Here is a 25,786-nt window from a genome sequence, read left to right on the forward strand (position 1 = left end):
ATGGCCACCCAACGCTACTCCGTCACCCCCCATCCGATCGAAACCCTTCTCACCTGGGTGAAGTCCGGCGAGATCGCGATACCCGAAATCCAGCGCCCTTTCGTCTGGGATGCGACCAAGGTCCGCAACCTTCTGGACTCGCTCTATCAGGGCTACCCAGTTGGCTATCTGATCGCCTGGCGGAACCCGTCGGTCAGGCTTAAAGACGGTTCCACATCCTCGGGTAAGCGCATCTTGATCGACGGGCAACAGCGCGTCACCGCGCTTATGGCCGCGTTGCTCGGCCAGGAGGTGCTGACCAAGGATTACGAGACCGTACGCATTCGGATCGCGTTCCACCCGGTCGAGGAGCGCTTCGAGGTTTCGAACCCGGCCATCCAGAAGGACGCCTCGTGGATCCCCGACCTGGCAACGGTCTTCGCGCCTGACGCCAGCCTGACCAAGCTTACGCGCGAATATACAGCGCGCAATCCGGACGTTGATCAGGACCAGATTTCATTAGTGCTGGAGAAGGTCCGCAAGATCATCAACAATCAGGTCGGCATCATCGAGCTGGCCGAAGATCTCGACATCGAGACGGTCACCGAGATCTTCATCCGGGTGAATTCGGCCGGGGCATCGCTCAGCCAGGCGGATTTCGCCATGTCGAAAATCGCGGCGAACGACACCTATGGCGGCAACATGCTGCGCAAGGCGATCGACTATTTCTGCCACCTCGCCATCGCGCCCGAATTCCTGCCTCGCATCGAGAAGGGCGACAAGGCATTCGCCGCTTCCGAGTTCCTGCCGAAGATGCGTTGGCTAAAGGACGTGAACGACGACCTCTACGACCCGTCCTACACCGACATGCTGCGCGTGGCGTTCACGTCGGAGTTCCGCAGGGGCAAGCTGCAGGATTTGGTCGCCCTGCTGTCGGGACGTAACTTCGAGACGAAGCAGTACGAGGAAGCGGTCGCCGAGGAGGCCTTCGACAAGCTGAAGGCCGGTGTCCTAAACTTCATCAACAAGACCCACTTTGACAGGCTCACGATGATCCTGCGCTCGGCCGGGTTCGTCACCTCCGGCCTGATCCGCAGCCAGAACGCCATCAACTTTGCGTACATCCTCTACCTTCGTGGCCGCGCCGAAGGCATGCCGGCCGCCGACATCGAGCGTCTCGTCCGGCGCTGGTACGTCATGTCGCTACTGCGCGGGCGTTATTCGGGCAGCCCCGAAACGGCCTTCGATTTCGATATCCGTCAGATCGAGTCCCGCGGCCTGGCCACATACACCGATGCGGTGATCGACGCGGAGCTGCCCGAAAGCTTCTGGAACACTCTGCTGCCGCAGGAGATGGACACATCGTCCGCCTCGAGCCCCTATTTCCTCGTCTATCGGGCAGCGCAGGTGAAGCTCGGCGACCTCGGGTTCTTGTCTCGAGACATCACCGTGCGTGACCTGCTGTTGAACCGGAGCGACGTGCATCACGTCTATCCGCGCAATCACCTCAAGGGCCAAGGTCTCACACGCGGCCGCTACAACCAGATCGCCAACTTCGTCCTGGCCCAGAGCGAGATCAACATTGGCATCGGTGACCGCGACCCGAAGACTTACTTCGCTGAGCTAGCGGACCAGTGCAACGGCGGCGCCAAGAAGTATGGTGGCATCACGACGATTGAGGAGATGCGGGCCAATCTTCGGATGAGCTGCTTGCCGGAGTGCATGCTGGACGGAGAGATCCCATCCTTTGATGACTTCCTGGAACAGCGCCGCAAGCTGATGGCCCAGAAGATCAAGACCTACTTCGAGGGGCTGTAAAATGCCGTCGGAGAAACGCTGCGCAAGTGGAAGGGCGAGAAATGGCTGAACTGGACGAACTTCTCGCGTCGATCGCAGCGACAACAGTCGACTATCGTGAGGCCGATGGGGAGGCACCGACCCCCGAGCGTATTGAGCGTTGGATTGGCCAGTTCGACGGCGCAGTGCGGCTGCCGATTCTGCGCGAGATGGACCACGTTCTGAAGCAGACATACTTTTCCCGCACGAATACAAGAAAGTTCCTAGCAGGGCTGTTCAAGACCGAAGAACTGGTGGGCGAAGATCCGTGCGCGTTCTGGAGGAGCGTCAAGTTCCTCGATATTCAAGGCGGCGGTGCAAGTCAGAAAGAAATGTTGGCGCTTTTCAGCGTTCTCCTGGAAAATAAGTGTGGCTTCAAGATCGAGGACTGCGGCGCTAATCCGGACACGTTCATTTATCTCGACGATGCGATATTCTCTGGAGGACGCGTAAGCAGCGATCTCGCCGGCTGGATCGAGACGCATGCCCCGAAAAAAGCGACGATCCACGTTATCGTCATCGCCACGCACCAAAGCTCCTACTTCAATCGCAACCGAGTGGGACAGGCCATAAAGGCTTCCGGCAAATCAATTGATGTCCATTGGTGGCGGTCGGTCGAGCTTGAGGACCGCAAGGCGCACACCACAACATCTGATGTTCTGCGACCGGTCGCCATCCCGGACGATGAGGACGTGAAGGCGTATGTCGCGGCTATGCGCTTCCCACCCCATTTGCGCACTGCTGGTCATGTCGGCGGTAGCGGCATCTTCTCCAGCGATGCCGGTCGCCAGCTTCTGGAAACGGAGTTCCTGAAGGCGGGCGTGCGGATCCGGCAGATGTGCCCGCACCTGAACCAATATCAGCGACCGCTGGGGAACATGATCCTCGACACGCTGGGCTTCGGCTCGTTGATCGTCACCTTCCGGAACTGTCCGAACAACGCGCCCCTCGCGCTTTGGGCAGGCGATCCTTGGGTCCCCTTGTTCCCCCGCACTACGAACAGCGACACCTCAATGCGCAGGTTCATGGCCATGCTGGCGCAGGAAGACTTCTAATGTCCCAGCCCAGCCAAGTTCGCACATATGTCCCCACCGAAAGCGCTGTCTTCCTGAAGACGAACGAGCGCTTTGGCGGGCTGTCGAACATGGCGCCTGGCTTCCCGCTTGTCGTGAACGGTGTCCGGATCCGGACGTCGGAAGCGCTCTACCAGTCCTGCCGGTTCCCCCACATGCCGGAGGTGCAGCGCATGATCATCGGGGAGCGGAGCCCGATGACAGCCAAGATGCGCAGCAAACCCTACCATCGGGCGTCCCGACCGGATTGGGATGGCGTACGGGTCAAGATCATGCGCTGGTGCCTGCGCGTGAAGCTGGCCCAGAACTGGGCCAGCTTCGGACGGCTCCTCCTGTCCACCGGGGATCGACCCATCGTCGAGAAGAAGGTGCGCCGCAAGGATTTCTGGGGCGCCACCGAACAGCCGGACGGCACACTCGTCGGCATGAATGTGCTCGGGAGGCTGCTGATGGAGTTGCGCGAGCAGCTGAAGGGTGACGAGGCGGAGAGCCTCCGGTTCATCGAGCCGCTGGCGATCTCCGAGTTCCTGCTGTTCGGTCAGCCCATCGAAGCGGTCCAGGCCGCGCCGAATGCCGAGATCCCCGGCTGGACCCCTCGGCGGCCGTCGCAGGCCGATACCGCTGCGACACCGCGAATTGACCCCCAGCCATCCCTATTTGAGCAGCCAATGATTTCCAGTGAACGAGCCACAGAGTCCCGTCAATCCACCGCGTCCGACCAAGCGGCCGCCGAGCCCGGCCGCTACCCCGCCTACAAAGCGGCAAAAGTGCATTGGCTGGGCGAAATCCCAGCGCACTGGTCGGAGAAGCGCGCGAAGTACTTCTTCCGTGAGATCGACGAGCGTTCGCAAACTAGCGAGGAGGAGCTGCTCTCGGTCTCCCACACCACCGGCGTGACACCGCGAAGCCAGAAAAACGTGACGATGTTCAAGGCCGAGTCCTACGTCGGGCACAAGGTCGCACGGCCCAATGATGTCGTCATCAACACGATGTGGGCGTGGATGTCGGCGCTTGGTGTCTCGAAGAACGTGGGGATCGTCAGTCCGGCCTACGGCGTCTATCGACCGCTGAACTCGGACGATTTTCTGCCCGAGTACGTCGACTACCTCCTGCGCACACCGATGCTGCGGTGGGAGTACATCTGCCGCTCAACCGGCATTCGAGCATCGCGGCTGCGGCTCTATCCCGACGAGTTCCTCGACATCGCGCTTCCTTGCCCGCCGCGCGATGAACAGACGCGCATAATAGCATTCCTGCGAGCCAAGGACGCTCAAGTACGCCGCTTAATCCGCAGCAAACGGCGAATTGCTGAACTTGCATCGGAGCGCCTTAAACTGGCTACTCACGACGCCATGACGTCGTCGGACGCGTATGAGGCGAGGCTTGAGGTGGCAACCACACTCGTCAGCAGACCCGTTCGACGCACTGAGGCCGAGAGCTTCACTCCAGTGGGCCTCTACAATCGAGGGCGGGGCCTATTCAAGAAGCCAGAAACGCCGGGAGACGAACTCGGAGATTCGGATTTCTTTTGGATCGAAGCAGGCGACCTAATTGTTAGCGGGCAGTTTGCCTGGGAGGGTGCTGTTGCACTGGCAGACGATGACGCACACGGCTGTATCGCCTCGCATCGTTATCCCATCCTCAGAGGAACAACGGGGATGGTCGATACTGCGTATCTACTGGCGTTCTTCCGATCCGACTACGGTGGCTTGTTGCTGGATTTGCATTCTCGTGGGGCCGCCGGCCGGAACCGGCCTCTCAATGTAAGGTCTTTGCGCAAAGAGAAAATCACGATCCCTCCGCTTGAAGAGCAAGAACGGGTCAAGCGTCTGGTGGAACTAGAGGCCTCGGTTCGACGGAGACTTCGGTCAGAGACCGACCGTATTCTGGAGTACCGCGAACGCCTGATCGCCGATGTTGTCACCGGCAGGCTGGACGTGCGCCATGTCGAGATCGCGGCGCCTGCGGACGATCAAATTTCCGACGAGGATGATGCACTGGAGGAGGAACTGGAGGCCGACGACGCCGAGGTGATGGAGGGGGCCGATGCCGACGACTGACACCAGCGAAAAAGGCCTCGAAGCCCTCATCGTCCGCTCGCTAATCGACGAGGCGGGTTACGTCGCTGGCAACTCGAAGGATTTTGACCGGGACCACGCCATCGACCTGGCGAAACTGTTCGCCTTCCTGAACGCCACGCAGCCCGAGGCTGTCGAAGCCCTCGGCATCGGCGAAGACGGGCCAAAGCGGCTTCAATTTCTGCACCGGCTGCAAGGCGAGATCGCCAAGCGCGGTGTCATCGACGTGCTGCGCAACGGCGTGAAACACGGCCCCGGATCGGTCGAGCTGTTCTTCGGGACGCCGACCCCCGGCAACGCCAAGGCCGAAGAGCTGTTCGCCGCCAACGTCTTCAGCGTCACCCGGCAGCTGCACTATTCCAAGGATGCGACCAAGCTGTCGCTCGACGCGGCGCTGTTCATCAACGGCCTGCCCGTCGCCACCTTCGAATTGAAGAACAGCCTGACCAAGCAGACGGTCGAGGACGCGATCGAGCAGTACAAGCGCGACCGCGACCCGAAGGAGCTGCTGTTCCAATTCGGCCGCTGCGTCGTCCATTTCGCCGTGGACGACCACGAGGTGCGGATGTGCAGCCACCTGAAAGGCAAGGCATCGTGGTTCCTGCCCTTCAACAAGGGCTGGAATGACGGCGCGGGCAACCCACCGAACCCGCATGGCTTGAAGACGGATTACCTTTGGAAGCAGGTCCTGACCAAGCGCAACCTCACCGACATCCTGGAAAACTATGCGCAGGTGGTCGAGGAAACGGACGAGCGCGGAAAGAAGAAGCCGCCGAAGCAGATTTTCCCGCGCTTTCACCAGCTCGACGTGGTGCGCAAGCTGCTGGCTGACGCCGAGGCCTCCGGCGCCGGGCGGCGGTACCTGATCCAGCACTCGGCAGGTTCGGGCAAGAGCAACTCGATTGCCTGGCTCGGCCACCAGCTGATCGGGCTGGCGACTGGTGGCAAGCCGACCTTCGACACCGTCATCGTTGTCACCGACAGGCGCAATCTCGACAAACAGATTCGCGACACGATCAAGCAGTTCGCACAGGTATCTTCCATCGTCGGAGCGGTCACGGAAGGTTCGCAGCAGCTTCGGACGTTCCTGCAGCAGGGCAAGAAGATCATCATCACCACGGTGCAGAAGTTCCCGTTCATCCTGGACGAAATCGGGGACAGCCATCGCGGGCGAACCTTCGCCATCATCATCGACGAGGCGCATTCCAGCCAAGGCGGCCGGACCTCGGCAAAGATGAACATCGCGCTTGCCGCGAATGGTGCCGAGGAGGAAGACGAAACCGTCGAGGACACCATCAACCGCTTGATGGAGGCGCGGAAGGTTCTGCCGAACGCGAGCTATTTCGCCTTCACCGCCACGCCCAAGAACAAGACGCTGGAGATTTTCGGCACGGCGGTCCCCGAGGGCGGGAAAGTCAGGCACGTCCCTTTCCACAATTATTCGATGAAGCAGGCCATCGAAGAGGGCTTCATCCTCGACGTGCTGAAGCACTACACGCCGGTCGAGAGCTATTACCGGCTCATGAAGACGGTGGAGGACGACCCGCAGTTCGACGCCAAGCGGGCGCAAAAGAAGCTCCGCCGCTATGTCGAATCCCATGACCATGCCATCCGCAAGAAAGCTGAGATCATGGTCGACCACTTCCACGACCAGGTTATGGCCCATCGCAAAATCGGCGGAGCAGCGCGCGCCATGGTGGTGACGAGCGGAATTCACCGCGCAATCCAGTATTTTCACGCCTTCGGGGAGTATCTGAAGGAGCGCAAGAGCCCGTACGAGGCCATCGTCGCCTTCTCGGGCGAGCACGAATATGGCGGCCAAAAGGTCACCGAGGCGTCGCTCAATGGCTTTCCCAGTAACAAGATCGAGGAGTTGATCCAGAAGGACCCGTACCGGTTTCTCATCGTCGCCGACAAGTTCCAGACTGGTTACGATGAGCCGCTGCTGCACACGATGTACGTGGATAAAACGCTGTCGGGCATCAAGGCCGTCCAGACGTTGTCACGCCTGAACCGGGCACATCCGCAGAAGCACGACACCTTCGTGCTGGATTTCATGAACGATGTGGATGGCATCAAGGCGTCGTTCGAGGACTATTACCGCACGACGATCCTGAGCGAAGAGACCGATCCGAACAAGCTGCACGACCTGAAAGCGCGGCTCGATGGCTATCAGGTCTATTCCTGGGAGCAGGTGGAGGACCTCGTGGCGCTGTATCTCGGTGGCGCCGACCGCGACAAGCTCGACCCGATCCTCGATGCGTGCGTCGCGGTCTACAAAGCCGATCTCGATGAAGATGGCCAGGTCGACTTTAAAGGCAAGGCGAAGGCATTCACGCGCACCTACGGATTTCTCGCGGCCATCCTGCCCTATACGAACGCGGAGTGGGAGAAGCTCTCGATTTTCCTGAACTTCCTGACGCCGAAACTGCCTGCTCCGGAGGAGCAGGACCTGTCGAAGGGCATTCTGGAGGCCATCGACATGGACAGCTACAGGGTCGAGGCGCAGGCGACGATGGCGATTGCGCTTCCCGATGCCGACGCGGAAATCGGCCCTGTGCCGTTGGGCGGAGGCGGTCGCAAGCCTGAGCCGGAACTGGACCTGCTCAGCAACATCCTCAAGACGTTCAACGAGATGTTCGGCAACATCGACTGGAAGGACGCCGACAAGATCGGGAAGGTGATAGCTGAGGAGTTGCCCACGAAGGTCGCGGCCGACAAAGCCTATCAGAATGCCATGCAGAATTCGGACAAGCAGAACGCCCGCATCGAGCATGACAAGGCACTGGAGCGCGCAGTCATCGAGCTGCTATCTGACCATACCGAGCTGTTCAAACAGTTCAGCGACAATCCATCGTTCAAGAAATGGCTTTCGGAGACGATTTTCGCGGCGACCTATGCTGACAAGGCGGCGCAGGCCGGTTCGGCTGCTACTCGCAGCTGAACCAGCGCATGGCGGTTTGGATCAGATGGTCATGATCCCCGCTTGTAGCCTCTTGGTAGAACGCATCGATCTCTTGCTGCGAGAGGCCCCCTTCTTTTGCGGCCCGTCGGCACAAGCCGAGGATCATAAAGGCATTGCTGTCGTGTCCTGTCAGCTGGACTGTTATGTTTGGATACTTGGGGGGCATTGACCGGCTCCTCCAGCGCAGTAGGTACGAAGCCTAGAACGCTCGTTTATTCATTATTATCAACAGGATAAGGCGATTTTTTTCGCGCTTTTCCATTGCCGTGTTTAAGTGCTTCGGCTGCGACAACTACGCGCCTGATCCCGCATAACGCTGTAATCGGCGATCATCTCGGCGATAGCCGACGCCTCCGGCAGTAGATTGAGCTCGTCGGCCGCGCGCGCCTGGAACTCACGGCTGTACTCGATGACGGGAGGGCAGACGGTTGCGAGGCGCGGTTCAGAAGCGACCGTTGCGCAGCCGGTCAGCAAGCTCGTCGCGGTCGCGAGGACGGCGAGCCGCCGCATCCAGCATCCGGCGTTGAACATCATTGGTTTCCTCCAATGTTTCGAGACGTTCGGCGAGGCGGCCCGTGCGTTCACCGGAGCGCCGGAGTGCGAACAGGAACAGGAGCACTGTGAGCGCGATGGCGCCGTAGCGGAGAGCCGTCCGGGCCCACGGGTTGGTGGCGAACCCAGCGAGGAGCGCACCAATCATCGGCGGCCCCGCTTCCAATCGTCCAGCCGCGCGTAGATCGTGATCGCGATCCCGCCGAGCGCCACGGCGATGAACACCCAGCGCAACGTGTCGAGATACGGCACCAGCGGCAGGATGGCGGTCTGGGTCTCGGCCAGGACGCTCTGCGCGACCTCGACCCCTGCCGCGCCAAGTGTCGCCACGCCCGCCGCGCCACCACCCTTCATGGTGCGGCTGTCGGCCAGCACTTCCCGCGCGGGCGGCGTTTCGGCCGCAAATGCAGTCGCCCGGACCGGGAACCGCTCGCCCCACTGCCGCGCGGGCCCGAGATCGACATGGATGAACTCCGAGCGCGGGTAGAACCCGAAACCGAGGAACCCGACCTCCCGCGCCGCCGCCTCGAAGACCACCGGGTCGTGGTTCGCCATCGCGATGTCGAAGGCCGCGCCGTCGAGGTGCTTCGACCGCGTGGCACCGCCGACGGCGCGGTTGTGCTCGGGGCTTCGATAGGCCGAGCGGACGATCAGCGGCTTGCCCAGCCGGTCGCGGAGCGCCTGCAGCTTGTCGAGCGCGGGTTCGTTGATGAGCAGCTTGCCAGTGCCCCGGCAGGCAATCTCTGCCGGGCTGAAATTCCGCCAGCGCCATGCGCTTTCCGGCACGTCACGCCAATGGCGATGGAATGTCGTGGTCATGGGGTCCTCCAAAACGAAAAACCCGCCTCGAGGGCGGGTCATTGCGGGCCGATGAATGGAATGGTGGGCGGCTACGGGCTGCCGCCGAAGATCTTGAGCTTGATGGCGATGCCGGCGAGCAGCGCCAGCATGACGCCGGTTGTGATCATGCGGACGGCGGTCTGCATCGCGGTGCGGCGCACCAGCCGGATGCAGTCCACCAGGGAGCGCAGATCGCGGATGTCGAGCGCGGCCTCGTCGCCGTCGAGACCGACATCGGCCAGCGCGCGCTTCGCGCCTTCCTCCGCCGCCCGGGTCAGGATCGCCTCGAACTCGGCGTCGGGCATGCGGACGAAGCCCTCGGATCGGGGTGGGTTCATCGGGATCCTCCTTCCGCCGCTCAGCCGACCTTGCAGCCCCAGAAGGACGTGTGGTCGGCCGCGAAGTAGCCGTCCGCGACCCGGAAATACCCCTGCAGTTCGACGGTATCGCCAGCAGTCAGCGGCACCATGGTCTGCAGCCAGATCGCGGTGGCGAGCGAGACGTGGGTGGCGGAGATCTCGCCGAGCGAGCCGCGGATTTCGGTCGTGCCGTTCAGCACGAGCCGCCCGCGCATGCGGGCCGTGGCGCTGGCGTTGATTTTGTAGAGCAGCGTCGCGCCGAAGAGGTAGGTGCCGTCGACGGGGGCGACGAAGTAGTTATTGGCAGCGTCGAAGGCGCCCTGTTCGTTATAGTCGGTGTTGTTGAGGCCGATCTTCGTCCAGGTCCCGACGCCGACATAGTTGTCGTAGTTCGTGTACGCCTTGAAGCGCGGCAGCCGGGGCTGATCGACGATGCCGGTCGCGTTGTCGACGCTGAGCCCGTCGAAGAAGGTGCTGCCATCGGCCGATACCGCGAGCCGGAAGCGGTCGGAGCCGAAGAGCCCGACCAGCGCCTTGGTCACGAAGCCGGTCTGGAGTGTCAGGCCGAGATCGTCGCCCGCAGCCTCCTTGTTCATGGTGTAGAACAGATCGCCGGTGCCGCCTTCGGCGACGGTCCTCGCCGTCCAGAGCGCGGCGTTCAGCTTGGCTGAAAACGGGTTTGACGCATCTGCCGTCGTCCCCAGCCCCAGCAGAGTGAGGTTCTGCAGCGCGGCCGGTGTCGTCCCGATCCAGCCCGCGCCGTCGTAGACCAGCAGCAGGCTCTCGTCCTCGACCCAAGCCCGCCAGCCGGTCCGGGGCGGCAGACGCAGCCATGCGCCGTCCGTCCAGAGCGCCACGTTCAGGTCCCAGCCCGTCCAGTCACCGGTCGCGCCCGACGCGACGATGTAGCGGTCGCCATCGGCCGGAGAGCCGGGCGGCGCGGTCAGGTCCCGGTCGAAAACCGAGAGATGGACGAGCCCGTCGAGGATCCGCAGCGCCTCGTTGTGGGTGACATGCTTCTGGGCCTGCGCCGCAAGAATGTAGGGCAACAGGAGATGGGTCGTGGCGTCGGACATGGGATGGCCTCAGAACGTGAGGGTGACGGTTTTCGGCGCGCCCCGCCCGACGAGGGCGGAGAGCTGGAAGATGCGGATGTCGAGCGTGTCGCCAGGGGCGAGCGGCGCGCCCCAATCGGCGGTCTGCTGGGCGACGGTGTAGACGGCGCTGGTCGTGGATGCGCTCAGCACACGTTTCACGCTCGCGCCGTCGAGGATCTCGACCTCGTAGGCTTCGAGCTCTTCTCCGAGCGGCACCTCGAGCCCGCTCCAGCTGTCGGCCGCGAGTGCACGCGACCGGCGCGTCCAGCGGATCGTCAGATCCCCGGGCGTGCCTGGCCTGCGCCACGGCTGCTCGACATGGGCGACCGAGAACGGCCGCAGCCCCATGCCTGCGGGCGTGAAGGCCTGCGCAACATAGGTCTCGTCGCTGACCGGACGGCTCGCCGGGCCGATGCGCCAGTTCCACGGCAATCCGAGATCAGCCTCGGCAATCGGCAGGGACGCCAGCGCAGAGTCCAGCACGACGACCCGCGTGCCTGCAGGCGCCGGGTTGCCCATCGCGCCCTCGGTACCCCGCTGGCCACGCAGGAGCCGGGTCAGGCGGTATCGGCCGGGCGCGAGCAACTCGGCCGCGCCTGCCTGCACGATCTCCCAAGCTCCGGGCGCGCTCTCGATGGCCAGCGCACTGGCCCCACCGAACAGCGTCAGATCCGTGACGCTTTCGAGGGTGCCGGTCAGCAAATCGACCACCAGCTCGTTTCCGAGATCGAAGCGCGACGTGGGCCCTGCGTAGAAATCCGAGACCAGCATCCCGATCCGAGCGCGGCTGCCAAACGTGGTCAGTAACTCGAACCCGTCCGTCGAAGGACTGCGGAACACCGCCATCTCGCCCGGCCAGGGAACCGCGTGCGCGGCGATCAGCGGTCGATGCGCAGGCTGGTCCTCGGTCAGTTGCGGCAGGTCCATCAGCACCGCATCCGGCGCGCCGAACACGACGGCCCGCGTCAGTGACGCCGCTCGGGGGTCGCCGGGCGGCAGGTCGTAGGTCGCGCGGTCCTGGCGGACCGCCTCGATGCCGCGCGCCTCGGCGTCGGCGATGGAAACGAGCCGCAGATCGACCAGCCGCCCGTCATGGGCGAGCCGGATCGCGTCGGCCGGATCGAGCGCGAGCCGCGAGGGCGGCAGACGGAACGCCGCCGTCTCGCGGCCCACCCACGCCTCCATCAACGCACGGCGGCAGCGTCGCTCGGCCTCCTCAGGCGGCACCGCCATCGGGAAGGACTCGGAGGCGATGCGCGTCGTGTCCACCGTGATGCGCCGCGCCTCGACGAGGGCCGCGTCGTAATCCTCGTCGGCACGCGCGACTTGCCATTTCAGCGCCTGCGGCAGCTCGGTCTCTTGGCCGCGCGTCAGTTCCAGCACGTCGCCCTCGCGGGGGGCCACAAGATCGTCGGGCCCGAGGGTGGTGACCGAGGCCCGGCCGCGCATGATGAAGCGGATCACGCCCTCGGTCTCCAAGGCGTCGAACCCGAAGTGCCGCGACAGCGTGGTGATGGACGCGCGCGGACTTTCCAGCGCGGTGATGGCGTAGCCCTCGACCGCGCCCCAGAGGCCGGTCACGTCAATGCGGTCCTCGGGGAGCCCCGCCCGCTGGCAGAGATGGCGGACCAGTGCGGCCAGCGACACCGCCCCGAGCCGCCCCGTCAGCCAATGCCCGAGCCGCCAGTTCGCGCCGTCCGTCCAGACGTCGGTCAGTGCCGGGAAGAACGGATAGGGCCGCGCGTCCCAGGTCCAGGCGGCGCATTCCGGCACATGAACCATCCGGCCGCCGTAGACCGAGGACACCGGGTTGTTCGCGGCCTCACCCCACCAGAGATACGTCGCCTCGAGATAGGCGCGCTGGATCGCGTCATCGCGCCAGCCCCGCGAGAGATGCGGCGTGAAGCTCTCCGAGGACTTCGGGTCGAAGAAGACGTTGGGTTGGTTGGTGCCGCGGTCGATGGCAGGGCAGCCCAGCTCGGTGAACCAGATCGGCTTCGATTGCGGCGCCCACGCCGTGGGCGTGCCGCTCTCCACCCCGCCCGGGCGGTCGTAATGCGCATTCGACCACCAGGCGCGCAGATCCTTGTAGCGGAAGACCCACGGCTTGCTGGCCGCGCCATCGGTGATCGGGGTCCGCACCTGCGCCGACCGATCGGCCGCGCTGGCATAGAACCAGTCGAAGCCTTCTCCGCCCGCGATGTTGCCCTGCAGATAGGCCCGGTCGTAGATCGCGGGCCAGCCCTCGGCCGCGTCGGCATGCTCGAACCCGTCCCGCCAGTCTGACAGCGGCATGTAGTTGTCGATCCCGACGAAATCGATCTCCGGATCGGCCCAGAGCGGGTCGAGGTGGAAGAACACGTCGCCGCTGCCGTCGCCCGGCTGGTGCCCGAAATACTCCGACCAGTCGGCGGCATAGCCGATCTTCGTCCCGGACCCGACGATCGTGCGGACATCGGCGAGGAGGTCCCGATAGGCCTGCACCGCCGGATAAATGCTGGCGCCCGAGCGGATCGTCGTCAGCCCCGGCATCTCGGTGCCGATGAGGAAGGCGTCGACCCCGCCCGCTGCCGCGCAGAGGTGGGCGTAGTGCAGCACCATGCGGCGCAGGCCCCAGTCGCCGGATGGCCCCGTCCAGGTGACGCTCTCGCCCGAGACGCTGAAGCTGGCGGGCGTGGCCGCGCCGAACAGCGCCGCCACCTGCGTGGCGGCCGTCGCCGTCTTGTCGACCGATCCCGCATATCCCGCCGCGGGAGAACAGGTGATCCGCCCCCGCCACGGGAAGGCAGGCTGGCCCGTCTCCGCGGCGTTGTCGCTGTAGGGGTTCGGCAGCGTGTTGCCGGGCGGCACGTCCATCAGAATGAACGGATAGAAGGTGACGCGCAGTCCGCGGGCCTTCATCTCCAGGATCGCCTGGGCCACCGCGAAGTCGGACGGCGTGCCGCCGTAGACCGGGCGATCCTGATCGTCACGGCTTACGAGGAAGGCGTTGGCGCGGCTCACGCCATTGACCGACCAGCTGACTGGCGTGGTCGACTTGGCCGACACCTCGACGCCCGGCCGGACCTTGCAGGAGCCTGCCCGCAGATCGTCGCCGAACCACGCGACCACGAGGCTGACGCTCTCGACCGCGGGCGCCATCGCCTGCAGCCGGTCCAGTGCCTCCACCATGTCGGTGGAGTCGGCCAGCGCGTTCAGGTTCTCGGGCACCGTCGCGCCGCCATCGGTCTTGCGGATGGCCTGCGTCGCGTAGGTAAACTCGCCCGAGGCCGGGATCATGGTGACGGCGCGGGTCAGTCCCTCGGCGGTGTCGGGATCGGCGAGCGGGCGGAACACCTCGAAGGACAGCTGCGGCAGGCGGTTGCCGTAGGTCGAGAGCGCCAGTTCCTCGAAGACGACATAGGCGGTGCCGCGATAGGCAGGCGTTTTGGCCGCGCCCATTTTCGCCGCGATGAACGGGTCCGCCGTCTGCGCCTGGTCGCCCGGATACCAGCGCCAGGTGACGCCGGAGAGGTCCATCGGCTTGCCGTCCGCCCAGATGCGCCCGATGCCTGTGATCGGTCCCTCGCAGAGCGCCACGGCGAAGCTGGCATAGTAGAGGTACTCGGTCGTCTTGACCTTGCCGCCCCCGCCGCCCTTGCCGCCGCCCTGCGTGGTGGTCTTGATCTCCTCGCGGAAATCGGTCGCCCAGATGATGTTGCCGCCCATGCGCATCCGGCCGTAGAGCCGCGGGATGACCGCGCCCTCGGTGGCCGAGGTGATGCGCAGCGTGTCGAGCCGCGCGCCCTCGATGCGCTGCGTCGGCGCCAGCGACGAGATGATCCAGCTGTCGACGACCGAGCCGATGCTGGAGCCGATGAAGCCGCCGATGGTCGCGGCGCTGACGCCGAGGATCGCGCCGCCGATGCTGCCGCCAATGGCAGCGCCGGCCGCGCCGAGAACGAGGGTGGCCATGTCCGGGTCTCAGGTTTGCGGAAACAGGAAGGCGAAGGCGATGCGCCGCCGCCAGCTTTGGGTGAGCGGTTCCTCGATCACGCCGAGCCGCTCATAGGCGTGGAGGAAGCTGTCGGGCGCGGTCAGGATCCCGACATGCTTTGCGATGGCACAGGGCTTCATGCGGAAAAGGACCAGCGCGCCGGGACCAGCCTCGGCGGGCGACACCTCGATCATCATCCGCCGCGCGCCCTCGGCCAGCACCTCGCGCGGGCCGGTCTCGCCCCAGTCCCGGCTGTAGGGGGGGATCGGGAACGGCTCGGGGCCGACGACCTCGCGCCAGACGCCCCGGGCGAGCCCAAGGCAGTCGCAGCCGACACCGCGCAGGCTCGCCTGGTCGTGGTACGGCGTGCCGAGCCAGGACCGTGCGATGGCGATGACGCCCAGGGGATCGGCGGAGGTCACAGCACGCCTCCCTCGTGCCCACCGTCCTTCGTGGCATAGCGCAGCACCGCGTCCTGGCCGGGGATGTGCGGGAAACCGCGGAAGTTGGCGGTGTTCGCGAACTTCGCCCCGCAGGTCTCCATCCGCTTGTCGCAGCCCGCACGGATGGTGAAGCCGTCGCCCTCGGCGATTGCGCGCACCGGCGCTTCGAGCAGGGTCAGGATCGCCACGCCGTCCGTGACGTCATGGCCGAGCACCTCCGTCCGCCGTCCCGCATTAGCGCCGCTGGTCCATTCGATGGTGCCAAAGGTGAACCAGCCAGAGATGAATGCACCCAGCCCCGAGGCGGTGAAGGCGCGGTCCCGCAGAAGATCGATCACGGCGCCCGTGCCCTTGAACGCCGTGTTCTCCAGATCGACACCGCAGCGCGCATCGCCGAGTACGGCATCACAGGTTGCCTGAAACGTCCGCCCCACCGTCTGGCCGAGGACATGCGCGAGCGAGCGCACCTCGGCGACGAAGGCGAGCCGCCCGCGCCGGATCTGGCCGATGGCCCCGCGCCGCATCAGCACGCGCTGGCCGGTGTCGGCCCAGTTCACGCGCCAGACCTCGACCTCGGCATTGTCCCAGCGGCCGTCGAGGATGTCGGTCTCGGTGATCCGGTCGGAGGTCAGCACGCCCTCGGCGTCCTGCGCATCGACCGAGAGGTCCGAGCCGGAACGGACCTCGGACGCCGTCAGCCCGCTTTCCGGCTCAAAGTCGGCCCCGTCGAAGCTCAGCGTCCGGTCGTGATCCGTGAAACCGAAGGTGACGCCGTCTGCCCGAGTGATCCGCCAGCACCAGGCGAGCGTCGTCGTGCCCTCGTCGAGATGGGCCTGCAGGGCGGGATTGAGGGGCTTCATCGGCGCAGTTCCAGAAGCGGAATGGAGGTGATCGAGCCGAGCCGCTCGAGGTCGAGCGTCACGTCGAGCGCGTCGGTGTCGAAGCGGACGGGCACGTCGAAGGCATAGCCCGCGGTGACCGAGACGCCCTCGGCGGGCGCACTGTCGAAGGTCACGACGCCGGTCGTCGTGTCAGCGGTCCAGCCGCCGAGCTGCTCCGCGCCGTCGAGGGCGACGCGCACCGTGCCCGCGACGGGCTTGGTGATCGTCCGCACCCATGTCTGGCTACCCGAGGCGTAGCGCTTCACCAGCTGGAACGCGGACGTCGTGCCGTCGCCGGTGCCGATCGACTGATCGGTGGGCGATGGCGTGCCCGAGGGCAGGCAGGACTTGTGGTCGCCCCAATCCTTGAACCGGAAGCCGTGCAGTCGCCCGTTGCGCGCCTCGAAGAAGGCGACCACGGCCGCCAGATCGTCGGCGCGGCGGATGCCGTAGGCCACATCGTAGCGGCGGCGCGAGTTGGCCCAGCTGGCGTTGCGCTCCTCGTCGCCCGAGGCGAGTTCGACGATCTGGGTGCGCCGCTCCGGCCCGCCCCGCGCGCCCCGGCTGATGTTGTCGGGGAACCGGACATCGTGAAACGCCATCACATGCCCCTCCGCCCGAGTGACACGGCGCGGGCAATGTCGGCCGCGACCTGCGTGCGCGACTGGCGGAAGCTCTCGGCGTCGCGCGCCATGATGGTGACGTTGACCCCGCCGCCCGCGCCGTAGCTCTGTGCCTCGCGCCGCGACAGCACGCGCTCGCCGCGTTGCAGGATCGCGGGCACCTCGTCGTGGCGAAGCCCGGCCATGCCGCCTGAATGCATCCGGGGCGCGGCGGCAAAGGCCATGGCCGGGACCATGCGCGAGGGCCCCGCGGACCCCACCATGCCGCCCGCATGCAGGACATTGGCGAAGATGCCGCCCGCCCCTGAGAACACGCCGGAGAGCGCGTTTGCGATCGGCCCGAGGATGAACCGCCGCGCCGCCAGCTCGGCGAGATCAGCCAGCAGCGAGGTGACGAGGTCGCGGAAGTTCAGCTTGCCGGTCTTCACGAACTGGCCCACCGCGTTCTCTGCCGACTGGAAGGCACCGACGAGGCTCTGGCCGATATCGCCACCGATCTCGCGCGCCTTGCTGGCATAGTCGGAGAGCGCCGCCGTGACCGCCTGCCAGCCGGTGACGGCAGCCTCGGTCGCGGGCTCCGCTGCAGCGGCGGCAGCTCCGGCTGCCGCACTCGCACCCGTCGCGGCGCGTCCGGCATCGCCGAGCGCCGTCTCCAGCCGCTCGGCCGCACCGGTAGCCTCAGTCAGCGCATCCGCACTGCCTTCATCGGTGCCGCGCACCGCGTCGCGCAGGGCCTGCCAGCTTTCGAGCGGCGCGCGGACGCCTTCCGCCAAATCGCGGGCCGCGCCGCGATAGAGGTTCGCGGACTCGAGCGCCCGGTTCGCCGCCTCGGTCAGACCGAGGTCGGGTGCGGTGAGCGGGTTGTCCTCGAAAGCCCGGTCGAACGCCGTCTGCGCGGCCGTCGTCGCGGCCGTTGCCGCGCCCTCGAAGCGGTTCTCGATCTCGCCGAGGTCGAGGTCGGGCACCAGCGAGATGCGGCGCTCGGACCCGAGCGCTTCCAGCCCCTGATTGATGCCGCCGATGAAGCCGTTGATGCGCGAGACCACGCCGTTCAGCATCGCCTCGACGCCATCGACCAGGCTGTTGGCCGCCTGGAACGCCAGATCGCCGATGGCGGCGGGCAGCAGACCCCAGATCGCCTTGATTGCCTCGTAGGCGCCCTCGAAGGTGTTCGCCGCCGAGTTGCCGAACGCCACGACGCTCTCGATGGCGCTCTGCATGCCCGACGCGGCATCGGCCTTCAGGTCGAAGAACATCGCCGTGGCGGCCGCGCCCGCCGCCGCCGCGCCCATCCTGATCCGCTCCCAGACTTCGACAGCAAGGTCCTTCAGGAGCGACATCGCCTCGCCGAAGCCGCCAGCGCCGGAGACGAGGCGCGTGAACTGGTAGACGAGCTCACCCGCGCCGACGATCAGCGCCCCGATGCCGGTGCGGATCAGCGCGCCACGCAGGACGACCAGCGCCGTGGCGAGGCCGCGGACGGAGAGAGCGGCGGCGGCCATGCCGGCGACCCAGCGACCGGCGAGGAAGGCCGCGAAGGTGGCGGCATAGGTGGTCAGGCGGCCGATGTTCTCGAAGAGACCGCGGATCGCGATGCCGAGCGGTCCGGTGCGGCTGGCGACCGCCGCCATGGCATCCGCGACCGCTTCCAGCGCGGGCGCTGCGGCAACGGCGAGCTGGTTCGACAGCCCGCGCCAGATCAGCCCAAGCCGGGAGATGGCATCGTTCGTGCGCTCGATCTGGTCAGCGTCCTGCTCCGAGACAACGACGCCGAAGGCGAGGACGTCCTCCGTCGCCTGGCGCAGCGTCGCGGTGTCGATCCGCGACATGGCGATGGAGCCTTCCTCGCCGAAGAGCTGCCCCGCGACCGCCGCGCGCTCGGCGGCGGGCACGAAGCTCTCGATGGCGGCGTTGATCGCGCCCACGCGCTGATCCAGCGGCAGCGCAATCAGGTCGGTGGCGGAAAGCCCGAGCCGGTCGAGCGCGTCGGCGGCGGGACCGCTCCCGGCGGCGGCCTGGCTGAGCCGACGCGTCAGATCCTTCGTCGCCTGTTCGATGCCGGACATGGAAACGCCCGCCAACTCCCCCGCCCGCTCGAGCGTCTGGATCGAGGCGACGGTGGTGCCCAGCGACTGCGCCAGCTTGGCCTGCGCATCGACCGTCTGCAGGCCGGAGCGGACCATGGCGACACCGGCCGCCGTGGCCGCAGCCACCGCAGCAGCCGCGGCCACGCGCACCCGCCGCGAAAACGCCGCGAGCCGGGCGTTGGCCGCCTCCATCTCCCGGCTCAGTCTTCCGAAGCCACGCGATCCGGCTTCGCCCACGCCTTCCAGTTCGGCGCGCACTTGTCTGCCGCCGACCGCGGCGAGGCGGACGGACACACGCTTTTCAGCCATTGGGAAGTTCCATCTGTTCGTTGAGCTTGGTGACCATCACCGCCTCGATGACGGGCAGCAGTTCGGCCATGGCGAGCGGCGGCACGCCGAGCGCGTCACCGAGCGCCAGCGCCGCCGACATGTCCCAGCCGATCACCGCGCCGGGCAGGACACGCAGCTGACCGCCGAGGCGACCGACCAGGTCCCAGACCTGCCAGCCCTCCAGCGTTTCCGGCCGGTTCAGCCGCGCCGGGCAGTCCGGGCAGGTTTGCGCGCAGGCTTCGCAGTATCGCTCGCCCCCGCCGAAGGACCATTCGGCGAGAGCGCGGAGGCGTTTTTTTCCTGCTCCAGCAGCAGGCCCTTCGAGACATAGGTCAGCTGGAAGGCCTCGAAGATCGGCCAGACATCGAGCAGCGCGTCGATGGCCTCCGGGCTCGGGTCGATGAGATTGCCGTCGGCATCGCCGATGCCCTCCCAGGCGAGCACCGCGCGGCGCGCCAGCGCCTTGGCGAAGGCGACCGCGCGCTCCTCGTCGGATGCCTCCTCAGGCACAGCCTCGACGGCCGGATCGCTGCGCGTCGCCACCATTAGCGCCGTGGTCAGTGGGCGCAGCTGAACCCGAACCCGGGGCGCCAGGTCGTGCCAGCGTGGGGCGTTGGTCAGGTCGAGCGTGAGCATTCTCAGTATACCTCGATGTCGTTGATCAGGGTTGCCGTGCACATCCGGCCGACCACGCTGTCGCGCGCCGCCTGCCAGTCGAACGTCGCCTGCACCCCCTGCGGCCCGGAAATCTCGATCCGCGGGCGCGGCAGGTAGACGGCGTGCACGGTGAAGGTGAAGCTCTCGCCGGACGGCAGGACGTAGGCGAATTCCATCTCGCAGGCCTCGCCGTTGATCGCCTGTGTCACCAGCGTCTGGTCGGCGAAGCGCACCTCGATCCGGCCCGTAAGCGCAGCGATGGACGGGTCCGCCCCGTCGATGCGGCCGTCCGAGCGGATCGTCTCGATCCGGTCGAGGTTGTTGGCATAGGTGATCTCGGCCGAGACCACGTTGCCGAGCGCCGTTCCGTTGCGCGTGATCGACCCGTTGAAATGGCCGAAGCGCTTCAGCTCCAGCGCGGCGGGCGTCCCTGCGCTGGTGGTCGTGCCCACCGTCTCGCCCTGCGCCACCAGCCGCGCCGTGGCGGTCAGCAGCCCCGAGCGCTGCATCTGCCAGGTGATCTGGTCGAGGACGCAGCCGGAATACATCGCGTAGCGCGGCACCTCCGGCATGCCGGTCTCGATCGACATGCTGGGCAGAGTCCAGGACCCCGACTGGAACTCGTGGCTGTACGGGGCCTCTACACCCGTGGTCGTGGGTGTCCCGAGGGCCGCCTTCAGCCAGAAGCCGAAGGCCTCGGCGTCGAGCGGCACCACGACATCGCCGTCCGCTGTCACCGCGTCCTTGATCGGCGCCAGCGGATCGCGGCCGTAGCCCAGAAGCTCCGAGTTCAGCAGCGGCTGCTCCGCGCCGAGCGAGGTGCTGGCGAAGGGCATGCGGGTGAAGCCGCTCGCGGGCGGCGTTCCATAGGTCGTCTCGAACGCAAGCGCCATCTGCGCCCGCGCCCCCTGGGCTCGTGCCATGGTGTTCTCCTCGGGTTGTCGGGGTCAGGCCAGCGGATCGGCCGTGGAATAGTGCAGCACGACCGGGACCACGGCGGCCTTCAAACTCGCCGCGCCTTCGACCGGGAGGTCCACGGGCCGCGGCGCTTCCGCCTCGACCCAGTCGCAGAGCCCGCCCAGCGTGCGGTCGGCGGCGAGTGCCGTGCCAATGCTGGCGGTCAGCGTGTCGAAGGCGGCGTCACGATCGGAACCCTGCACGACCGCCTCGATCTCGGCGCGGTGCTGGTAATGATAGGCCAGCGGCGACAGCGTGACCTCCGGCTCCCCCGGCTCACCATCGCGCAGGATCAGCAGTCCCTCGGCCGGCACGCGCTCTGGCAGCACGTCGCCCCGCAGAGCCGTGGCGGGCAGCGCCGAGAGCCGCGCGTGCAGAGCGGTTAGGATGGTTTCGCGAGGGGTGGGCATGGCGACCACAAAACTGAGGTTGGATCGGAATACCGATCTTTGTTCCGGTCTGAACCGAAGCCTTCCGGTTCCACTGTCAGGCGGGAATTGCGCCTACCTTCTTCGCTCTTTCAATGAGTGCAGCATATTTCACGCCGTTCCCGGATGGAAAATGCATGCACCACGCCGCCAAAAACTGCTTCTCTCGGTCGAGGTCCTTGGCCTTGCTGAGAAGCACGGCCACACGCATCGGATAGTGAGGTGCCGGCGTCTCGCCGATTTCGAGATAGCGCTTGAACGCGTCCGAAACCGTACTGCATTGCCATGCGAGATCCTGATCAGCCTCCTTCATGAAAGCTCGAAAGGTTTCCTCGTCCTGGCTCAGGAACTCCGGCGCTCCGGATGCCCGACCGTAGGTGGTTCCGCCGTCGAGCATCTTCGTGGTGGCGTCACGCATCGCGCGACTGTATCGCCTTTCCACCTCACTCGGATCCACTACGGGGTTGTCGGCGAACAGTCGGATCAGATCATCGACTTTCCGAGAGAGCTCGGTCGATAGCTGACTGTTCGACACAGGCGTTCTTTTTGGCGGTCGCTTCGCCTGTTTGATTTCGATCCTCGCTGCGACTTCTTCGGCGAGCCTTGCGAGCGCGGGTTTCTGTCGCTCAGCCAGAGAAATGAGGTTCGCTGAAACACCGGCGTTCCGGTATTCTGCGATCTGCCAATCCAGCTGCTTCAGATGACTCGCGATCTTGGCCTCGGGCTTTCGGAGGGCCGTGATGCCGAGATCGTTGTGCTCCGCGAGAAATCGCTGCAGCTCCTCGATCGTAAGCGAGCGTTCCTGGATGTGCGCTTCCCAGCGCTGCCGACGATCCTCAGTGGAGGATGCGGAAAGGGACTGGTGGCGAGATGGTTCGCCTCGGAAGTGGGCCAGCGCTTCTTCCTGCGCCTCTCTTTCGGTAGCGTACGCGTCAGAGAAGTGTGGGTCTTCCCGATCGCCGACGTCCGCAATGCAGTATTTCCAACCGCGATCCTGCTGAAAGACCGTTATGCGCGTCGCACCCTCGACCAACGTCCGGTTTCCGTTCTCCGAGACCGTCCACCGATTGGCAGGGCTCGGCGACTGAGCCGAACTCGATCTCTCTCGTCCGAACAACCACTTGAAAAACGCCATCTTCAGCCTCCTGAGCGTCATCCTCGTGCATGACTTTGCGTGAGGCAAGTGCGCAACCGCCACCTCTCTATTTGCCAATCCGTCCCTCTACCCAGTTCGCCACGATCAATCCCGGCACGCTGTCCAATGCCCGGTCCGCGTCCCGCGCCAGATCCAGCCGCTTCGGCAACTTGACCTGCGGCACGAGCAGGAAGATCGGCGCGGTGACCTTGCCGCGGCCGGTCTTCGACCGCGACACCACCGCCTGGCCTTTCGTGTTGAGCCGCCCCTCGGCGACCAGCAGGCTCGGGCCCGTCCGGCGATAGACGAAGCGCAGGCGCAGGCCACGGCGGCGCTCCCATTCGCCGGGCGTGATCCTGCCCCCCCGCAGGGACTTGCCTGCGGCGGGCAGCGGGATGGCGAGCCAGAACCCGTCTTTCGAGCGGATCAGCGGCCCCGTGTCGTGCGCGCCCACGATGACCGGCGCCTTCGACCAGACCAGCGCCGCGGCTTCCAGGCTTTCGCCCGACCTCGGGAAGTTCTGGCTCCGGATCGAGTTGGCCAGCCGTGTGCCGAGCCCCGCGCCAGTGATCTGCAACCGCCATGCGCTCTTCAGCCCGGACCCGGCCTCGCGCATGGCGGCGGTGACGGCGCGCTCCCCGGCCGCCACCTCCGCCGCCATCATCGCGACGATGTCGGGATCGATGTCGAGTTTCAGTTTCATGGCCATCACGCCGGCCTCAGATCGACGGTCCAGACCAGCCGCTCGCGGTCACGGACCGGCTCGCCCTGAATGAGGAAGGCCTCGCCGTCGATCTCGATCCTGTCGCTGGGGCGCGGGTTCGCCACCTCGGCGACGCGCAGATCGATGCGGGTGGTCTCGGACCAGAGGCGCGCATCGCCGAGGTCCGATATGGCGTCAGCGCGCCGGGCGACGACGCGCACCAGCACGGGCGCGCCGCCGTCGGCGATGTAGACCGCGTTCCGGCCGACATTGGGATCGGCAAAGAGCGCGCCCACGGCGGCGGCGAAGGCGCTCATCAGAAGGTCGCGTTCAGGCGCACCCGGCCGATGGTGTCGCCCGCGCCGCTGGCCACGGCCTCGACGGCCACGCCGATGAGGGTGTTGTCGGTCGCGACCGTGGTGCAGCGCTTGTTGGTGTCGTCCCAATAAACCTTGGCGCCCACGGTCCAGGCCTGCGAGCCGACCTTGGTGATGTCGAACACGCCGACGAGCGCGGTCTCGACGGGCTCGCCGAGGGCGGCGGTGCCTGACGCGACGCCGAAGATGGAGCCGACGAGCAGGCCATCGCCGGAGGCGACGGCATAGGGCGCGGTCAGGGTGATGGTGTTGCCGGGCTGGATGTAGTTTTTCATGGGGGTGATCCTCGTGGAACGACGAAGGGCGGCCCGTCAGAACCGCCCGGGTGTCAGGGTTCAGCATGTTGGGGTGCAGGTTACGCGCCCGGGTTCTTGTAGAGGCCGCGCCAGTCGATGGCCTTGGCGCCGAAGTCGAGGCGGCACTTGATCTCGACCCCGTCGACGTCGAAGCCGTTGCGCGTCTCGATGTAGGCGCCCTGCTGGCCCTCGAGATAGGCGTACTCGATGGTGTCGATCTGGTTCGGGCTGGCCGCCAGATACCAGGCGGTCTCGCTGGCGGCGTCGAGCCGGGGCTCGCTGATCGGCGCCAGCGTGCGGATCGACTGCGGCACCACGCTGGACGTCGCGGCGGGCACGAGGTTCTGGGCGACCAGCTGCTCGGCCTTCAGTTCCAGCGAGGCGGGTACGATCAGGAAGGCGGGCCGGACGTTCAGCACCGTCTTCTTGTCGAGGCCGGTCTGCTTGGCCATCGCCGCGCGCGCCGCACCGACGCTGCCGACATCGAGCGCCGCGCCGGTGCCCGCGAGGTTCTTGTGGGTGGTGTGGAACAGCGCGTTGCCGTCGGCCATGGCCGGGTTGGCGGTGATGATGCCCCAGACCACGTCCGACTCCAGCTGCGCGATGGAGTTGCCGTACATCGCGGGGATCCGGGTGAAGGCGTCGAGGTCGTCGTTGATCAGCGTCTGGCGGGTGATGGCGACCACCCGGCCATAGGTCTTGACCTTGTAGCTCTCCTTGCTCTCGCCCAGCGTGCCGCGCTTGAACTCGCCACTTTCGCCGACCTCGAGCAGCTGCGGCGCTTCGCCGAGTTGGACCCGGTGCATCGCCTTGAAGTCGGTCGCGAGCACCTGACGGCAGAACAGCATGAACGTGCGGGGATAGGCCTCGTAGGCCTGCCGCAGGGTCTTGTTGGTGACCGCCGAGAGGATTTCGGGGAAGTCCGAGGTCGAGTGCAGCGCCCGCGTCGCCACCTCGTCGCGCGAGAGCCCCCGCGTGTTGACCCCGGCATTGCCGAGGCTTTCGCGGGCCAGTTCCAGCAGCGTCATGCCGCGGTACTGGCGGGCGGCGTCTTCCAGCTGGAACAGCGTCGGGCTGTAGCGGTGCAGCAGCGCGTTGGCCACCGCGTCGCGGCGGGTGATGCGCTCGTCCCGGCCGCCGAGCGGGACGGAGACATGGGGGAAGGTCCGGGTCTCGTCCGACTTTGCGGCGACCTGATCGAGGATCAGGCGGCGGGACTCGTCGACGCTGATACCGCGCTTGACCAGATCCTCGGCGAAGCCGCGCTCGAGGTTCAGGCGGCCTGCCAGGTCGTAGATGGTGGAGACGCGGTCGCGCTCGGCCTCGCGGGCGCGGGTGGCGACCGCCTCCGTATCGGGCGCAGGGATTGCCTGCGTCTTCGGCTGGGTGCGGGTTTCCACTGCGGCGACCTTCGGGTCGGGCGCAGCCGGTTTCGGCTCGGTCATGGGGGTGTCCTCGGTTGCGACCGGCTCGGTCGGCTGGGTGGTGGCGGGGGTTGCGGCGTCGCTCGCCGGGGTTTCGGTCTTGTCCGTCATTGGGGATGCTCCTTGCGGTGTGGGGGCGTCCCGGCGGTGGAGGACGCAGTCGTGAAGGGGATGCTGGGCGCGGAAGCCCGCGGCGGGGTCGGCGCCCACCGCGACGGCGGAGACCTCGAAGGGCGTCCAGTCGACGGCGCGCCAGAGTTCGCGTGCGGCCTCGGGTTTCGAGACCTCGAAGCGGTGGACCTGGTAGCCGATGGAAACCGCCCGGATGTGGCCTGCCTGAATGTCGCGCCAGATCGGCTCGACATCGGCACGCTCGCTGATCCGCACCAGCGCGATGCCGCGGCCGTTCTCGATCCGGGCCGAGCCCGGCACGACCGAGCCGATCACCGCGTCGAGCGTGTCGAGCTCGTGCACCTTCAGGAAGGGCGCGCCCGCGTTCAGCCGGTCGAGCCGAACATGGGACGGGTCGAGGCTGAGCTCCTCGTCATAGGGTTCCCCGAAGAAGGTCGCGCGGCGGACGCGTGCGCCTGCCGACCAGACCACCTCGACGGTGCGGCTGTCGGCGTCGGCCGTGTTCGGCGCAAGCTCCGCCGACCGACGCATGGCCGGCAGTTCGATCATCGTGTCCAT

The 25,786-nt window shown here is 66.2% G+C and carries 22 protein-coding genes; 4 read left to right on the forward strand and 18 right to left on the reverse strand.

Going from position 1 to position 25,786, the window contains the following annotated elements:
* The 4 genes from ACF66B_RS07795 to ACF66B_RS07810 are packed head-to-tail and all read left to right on the forward strand — an operon-like array spanning nt 1 to nt 7,910.
* On the forward strand, nt 1-1,797 hold the full coding sequence (locus ACF66B_RS07795) for a DUF262 domain-containing protein (RefSeq protein WP_111432021.1): 1,797 nt from the start codon (nt 1-3) through the stop codon (nt 1,795-1,797).
* A gap of 41 nt (nt 1,798-1,838) precedes the next feature.
* Nucleotides 1,839-2,870 (forward strand): hypothetical protein, encoded by a 1,032-nt coding sequence (locus ACF66B_RS07800; RefSeq protein ID WP_111432020.1) that lies wholly within the window; start codon nt 1,839-1,841, stop codon nt 2,868-2,870.
* The gene (locus tag ACF66B_RS07805) at nt 2,870-4,948 is read left to right on the forward strand and encodes an NADAR domain-containing protein (protein WP_111432019.1); all 2,079 of its coding nucleotides are present in this window, start codon (nt 2,870-2,872) and stop codon (nt 4,946-4,948) included. Before ACF66B_RS07800 ends, ACF66B_RS07805 begins: the two co-directional genes overlap by 1 nt.
* Nucleotides 4,935-7,910 (forward strand): type I restriction endonuclease subunit R, encoded by a 2,976-nt coding sequence (locus ACF66B_RS07810; RefSeq protein ID WP_111432018.1) that lies wholly within the window; start codon nt 4,935-4,937, stop codon nt 7,908-7,910. Before ACF66B_RS07805 ends, ACF66B_RS07810 begins: the two co-directional genes overlap by 14 nt.
* A 463-nt stretch (nt 7,911-8,373) precedes the next feature.
* Here ACF66B_RS07810 and ACF66B_RS07815 read toward each other — a convergent pair whose 3' ends face one another.
* From ACF66B_RS07815 to ACF66B_RS07900, 18 genes are all read right to left on the reverse strand, one after another.
* Complete coding sequence (locus tag ACF66B_RS07815) at nt 8,374-8,631, reverse strand: hypothetical protein (RefSeq protein ID WP_111432015.1); 258 nt, start codon at nt 8,629-8,631, stop codon at nt 8,374-8,376.
* The gene (locus ACF66B_RS07820) at nt 8,628-9,302 is read right to left on the reverse strand and encodes a D-Ala-D-Ala carboxypeptidase family metallohydrolase (protein ID WP_111432014.1); all 675 of its coding nucleotides are present in this window, start codon (nt 9,300-9,302) and stop codon (nt 8,628-8,630) included. The genes ACF66B_RS07815 and ACF66B_RS07820 overlap by 4 nt, the downstream gene beginning before the upstream one ends.
* A gap of 71 nt (nt 9,303-9,373) precedes the next feature.
* Nucleotides 9,374-9,661: a DUF6127 family protein gene (locus tag ACF66B_RS07825; RefSeq protein WP_036708271.1), complete on the reverse strand. Its 288-nt coding sequence runs from the start codon at nt 9,659-9,661 to the stop codon at nt 9,374-9,376.
* A gap of 20 nt (nt 9,662-9,681) precedes the next feature.
* Complete coding sequence (locus ACF66B_RS07830) at nt 9,682-10,758, reverse strand: DUF2793 domain-containing protein (RefSeq protein ID WP_111432013.1); 1,077 nt, start codon at nt 10,756-10,758, stop codon at nt 9,682-9,684.
* Nucleotides 10,759-10,767: 9 nt separating this feature from the next.
* Nucleotides 10,768-14,733 carry a glycoside hydrolase/phage tail family protein gene (locus tag ACF66B_RS07835; RefSeq protein WP_111432012.1) on the reverse strand — a complete coding sequence of 1,322 codons (3,966 nt, stop codon included), beginning with the start codon at nt 14,731-14,733 and terminating at the stop codon, nt 10,768-10,770.
* A gap of 9 nt (nt 14,734-14,742) precedes the next feature.
* Nucleotides 14,743-15,177: an NlpC/P60 family protein gene (locus ACF66B_RS07840; RefSeq protein WP_111432011.1), complete on the reverse strand. Its 435-nt coding sequence runs from the start codon at nt 15,175-15,177 to the stop codon at nt 14,743-14,745.
* Entirely contained in the window at nt 15,174-16,058 is an 885-nt protein-coding gene (locus tag ACF66B_RS07845; protein WP_111432010.1) for a DUF2163 domain-containing protein, read from the reverse strand. The genes ACF66B_RS07840 and ACF66B_RS07845 overlap by 4 nt, the downstream gene beginning before the upstream one ends.
* The gene (locus tag ACF66B_RS07850; protein WP_111432009.1) at nt 16,055-16,681 is read right to left on the reverse strand and encodes a DUF2460 domain-containing protein; all 627 of its coding nucleotides are present in this window, start codon (nt 16,679-16,681) and stop codon (nt 16,055-16,057) included. Before ACF66B_RS07850 ends, ACF66B_RS07845 begins: the two co-directional genes overlap by 4 nt.
* Nucleotides 16,681-19,098 carry a phage tail tape measure C-terminal domain-containing protein gene (locus ACF66B_RS07855; RefSeq protein ID WP_111432008.1) on the reverse strand — a complete coding sequence of 806 codons (2,418 nt, stop codon included), beginning with the start codon at nt 19,096-19,098 and terminating at the stop codon, nt 16,681-16,683. The genes ACF66B_RS07850 and ACF66B_RS07855 overlap by 1 nt, the downstream gene beginning before the upstream one ends.
* Nucleotides 19,091-19,234 (reverse strand): hypothetical protein, encoded by a 144-nt coding sequence (locus ACF66B_RS07860; protein WP_392664575.1) that lies wholly within the window; start codon nt 19,232-19,234, stop codon nt 19,091-19,093. Before ACF66B_RS07860 ends, ACF66B_RS07855 begins: the two co-directional genes overlap by 8 nt.
* Nucleotides 19,235-19,317: 83 nt before the next feature.
* Nucleotides 19,318-19,755 (reverse strand): hypothetical protein, encoded by a 438-nt coding sequence (locus ACF66B_RS07865; protein ID WP_111432006.1) that lies wholly within the window; start codon nt 19,753-19,755, stop codon nt 19,318-19,320.
* A 2-nt stretch (nt 19,756-19,757) separates the two neighbouring features.
* Entirely contained in the window at nt 19,758-20,699 is a 942-nt protein-coding gene (locus ACF66B_RS07870) for a phage tail tube protein (RefSeq protein WP_392664577.1), read from the reverse strand.
* A gap of 24 nt (nt 20,700-20,723) precedes the next feature.
* Nucleotides 20,724-21,143, reverse strand: a complete 420-nt coding sequence (locus ACF66B_RS07875; RefSeq protein WP_111432096.1) for an acyl-CoA transferase — start codon at nt 21,141-21,143, stop codon at nt 20,724-20,726.
* Between the two features lie 76 nt (nt 21,144-21,219).
* A complete protein-coding gene (locus ACF66B_RS07880; RefSeq protein WP_162683474.1) occupies nt 21,220-22,296 on the reverse strand; it encodes a hypothetical protein in 1,077 nt (358 codons plus the stop codon).
* A 67-nt stretch (nt 22,297-22,363) separates the two neighbouring features.
* Nucleotides 22,364-22,999 (reverse strand): DUF6441 family protein, encoded by a 636-nt coding sequence (locus tag ACF66B_RS07885; protein ID WP_111432095.1) that lies wholly within the window; start codon nt 22,997-22,999, stop codon nt 22,364-22,366.
* A 5-nt stretch (nt 23,000-23,004) separates the two neighbouring features.
* A complete protein-coding gene (locus tag ACF66B_RS07890; RefSeq protein ID WP_111432092.1) occupies nt 23,005-23,316 on the reverse strand; it encodes a hypothetical protein in 312 nt (103 codons plus the stop codon).
* A complete protein-coding gene (locus ACF66B_RS07895; protein ID WP_111432091.1) occupies nt 23,316-23,651 on the reverse strand; it encodes a DUF2190 family protein in 336 nt (111 codons plus the stop codon). The genes ACF66B_RS07890 and ACF66B_RS07895 overlap by 1 nt, the downstream gene beginning before the upstream one ends.
* A gap of 80 nt (nt 23,652-23,731) precedes the next feature.
* A complete protein-coding gene (locus tag ACF66B_RS07900; protein ID WP_111432090.1) occupies nt 23,732-25,786 on the reverse strand; it encodes a prohead protease/major capsid protein fusion protein in 2,055 nt (684 codons plus the stop codon).

It is taken from the genome of Amaricoccus sp. B4, from assembly GCF_043226085.1.
In the GTDB taxonomy this organism is placed as follows: domain Bacteria; phylum Pseudomonadota; class Alphaproteobacteria; order Rhodobacterales; family Rhodobacteraceae; genus Amaricoccus.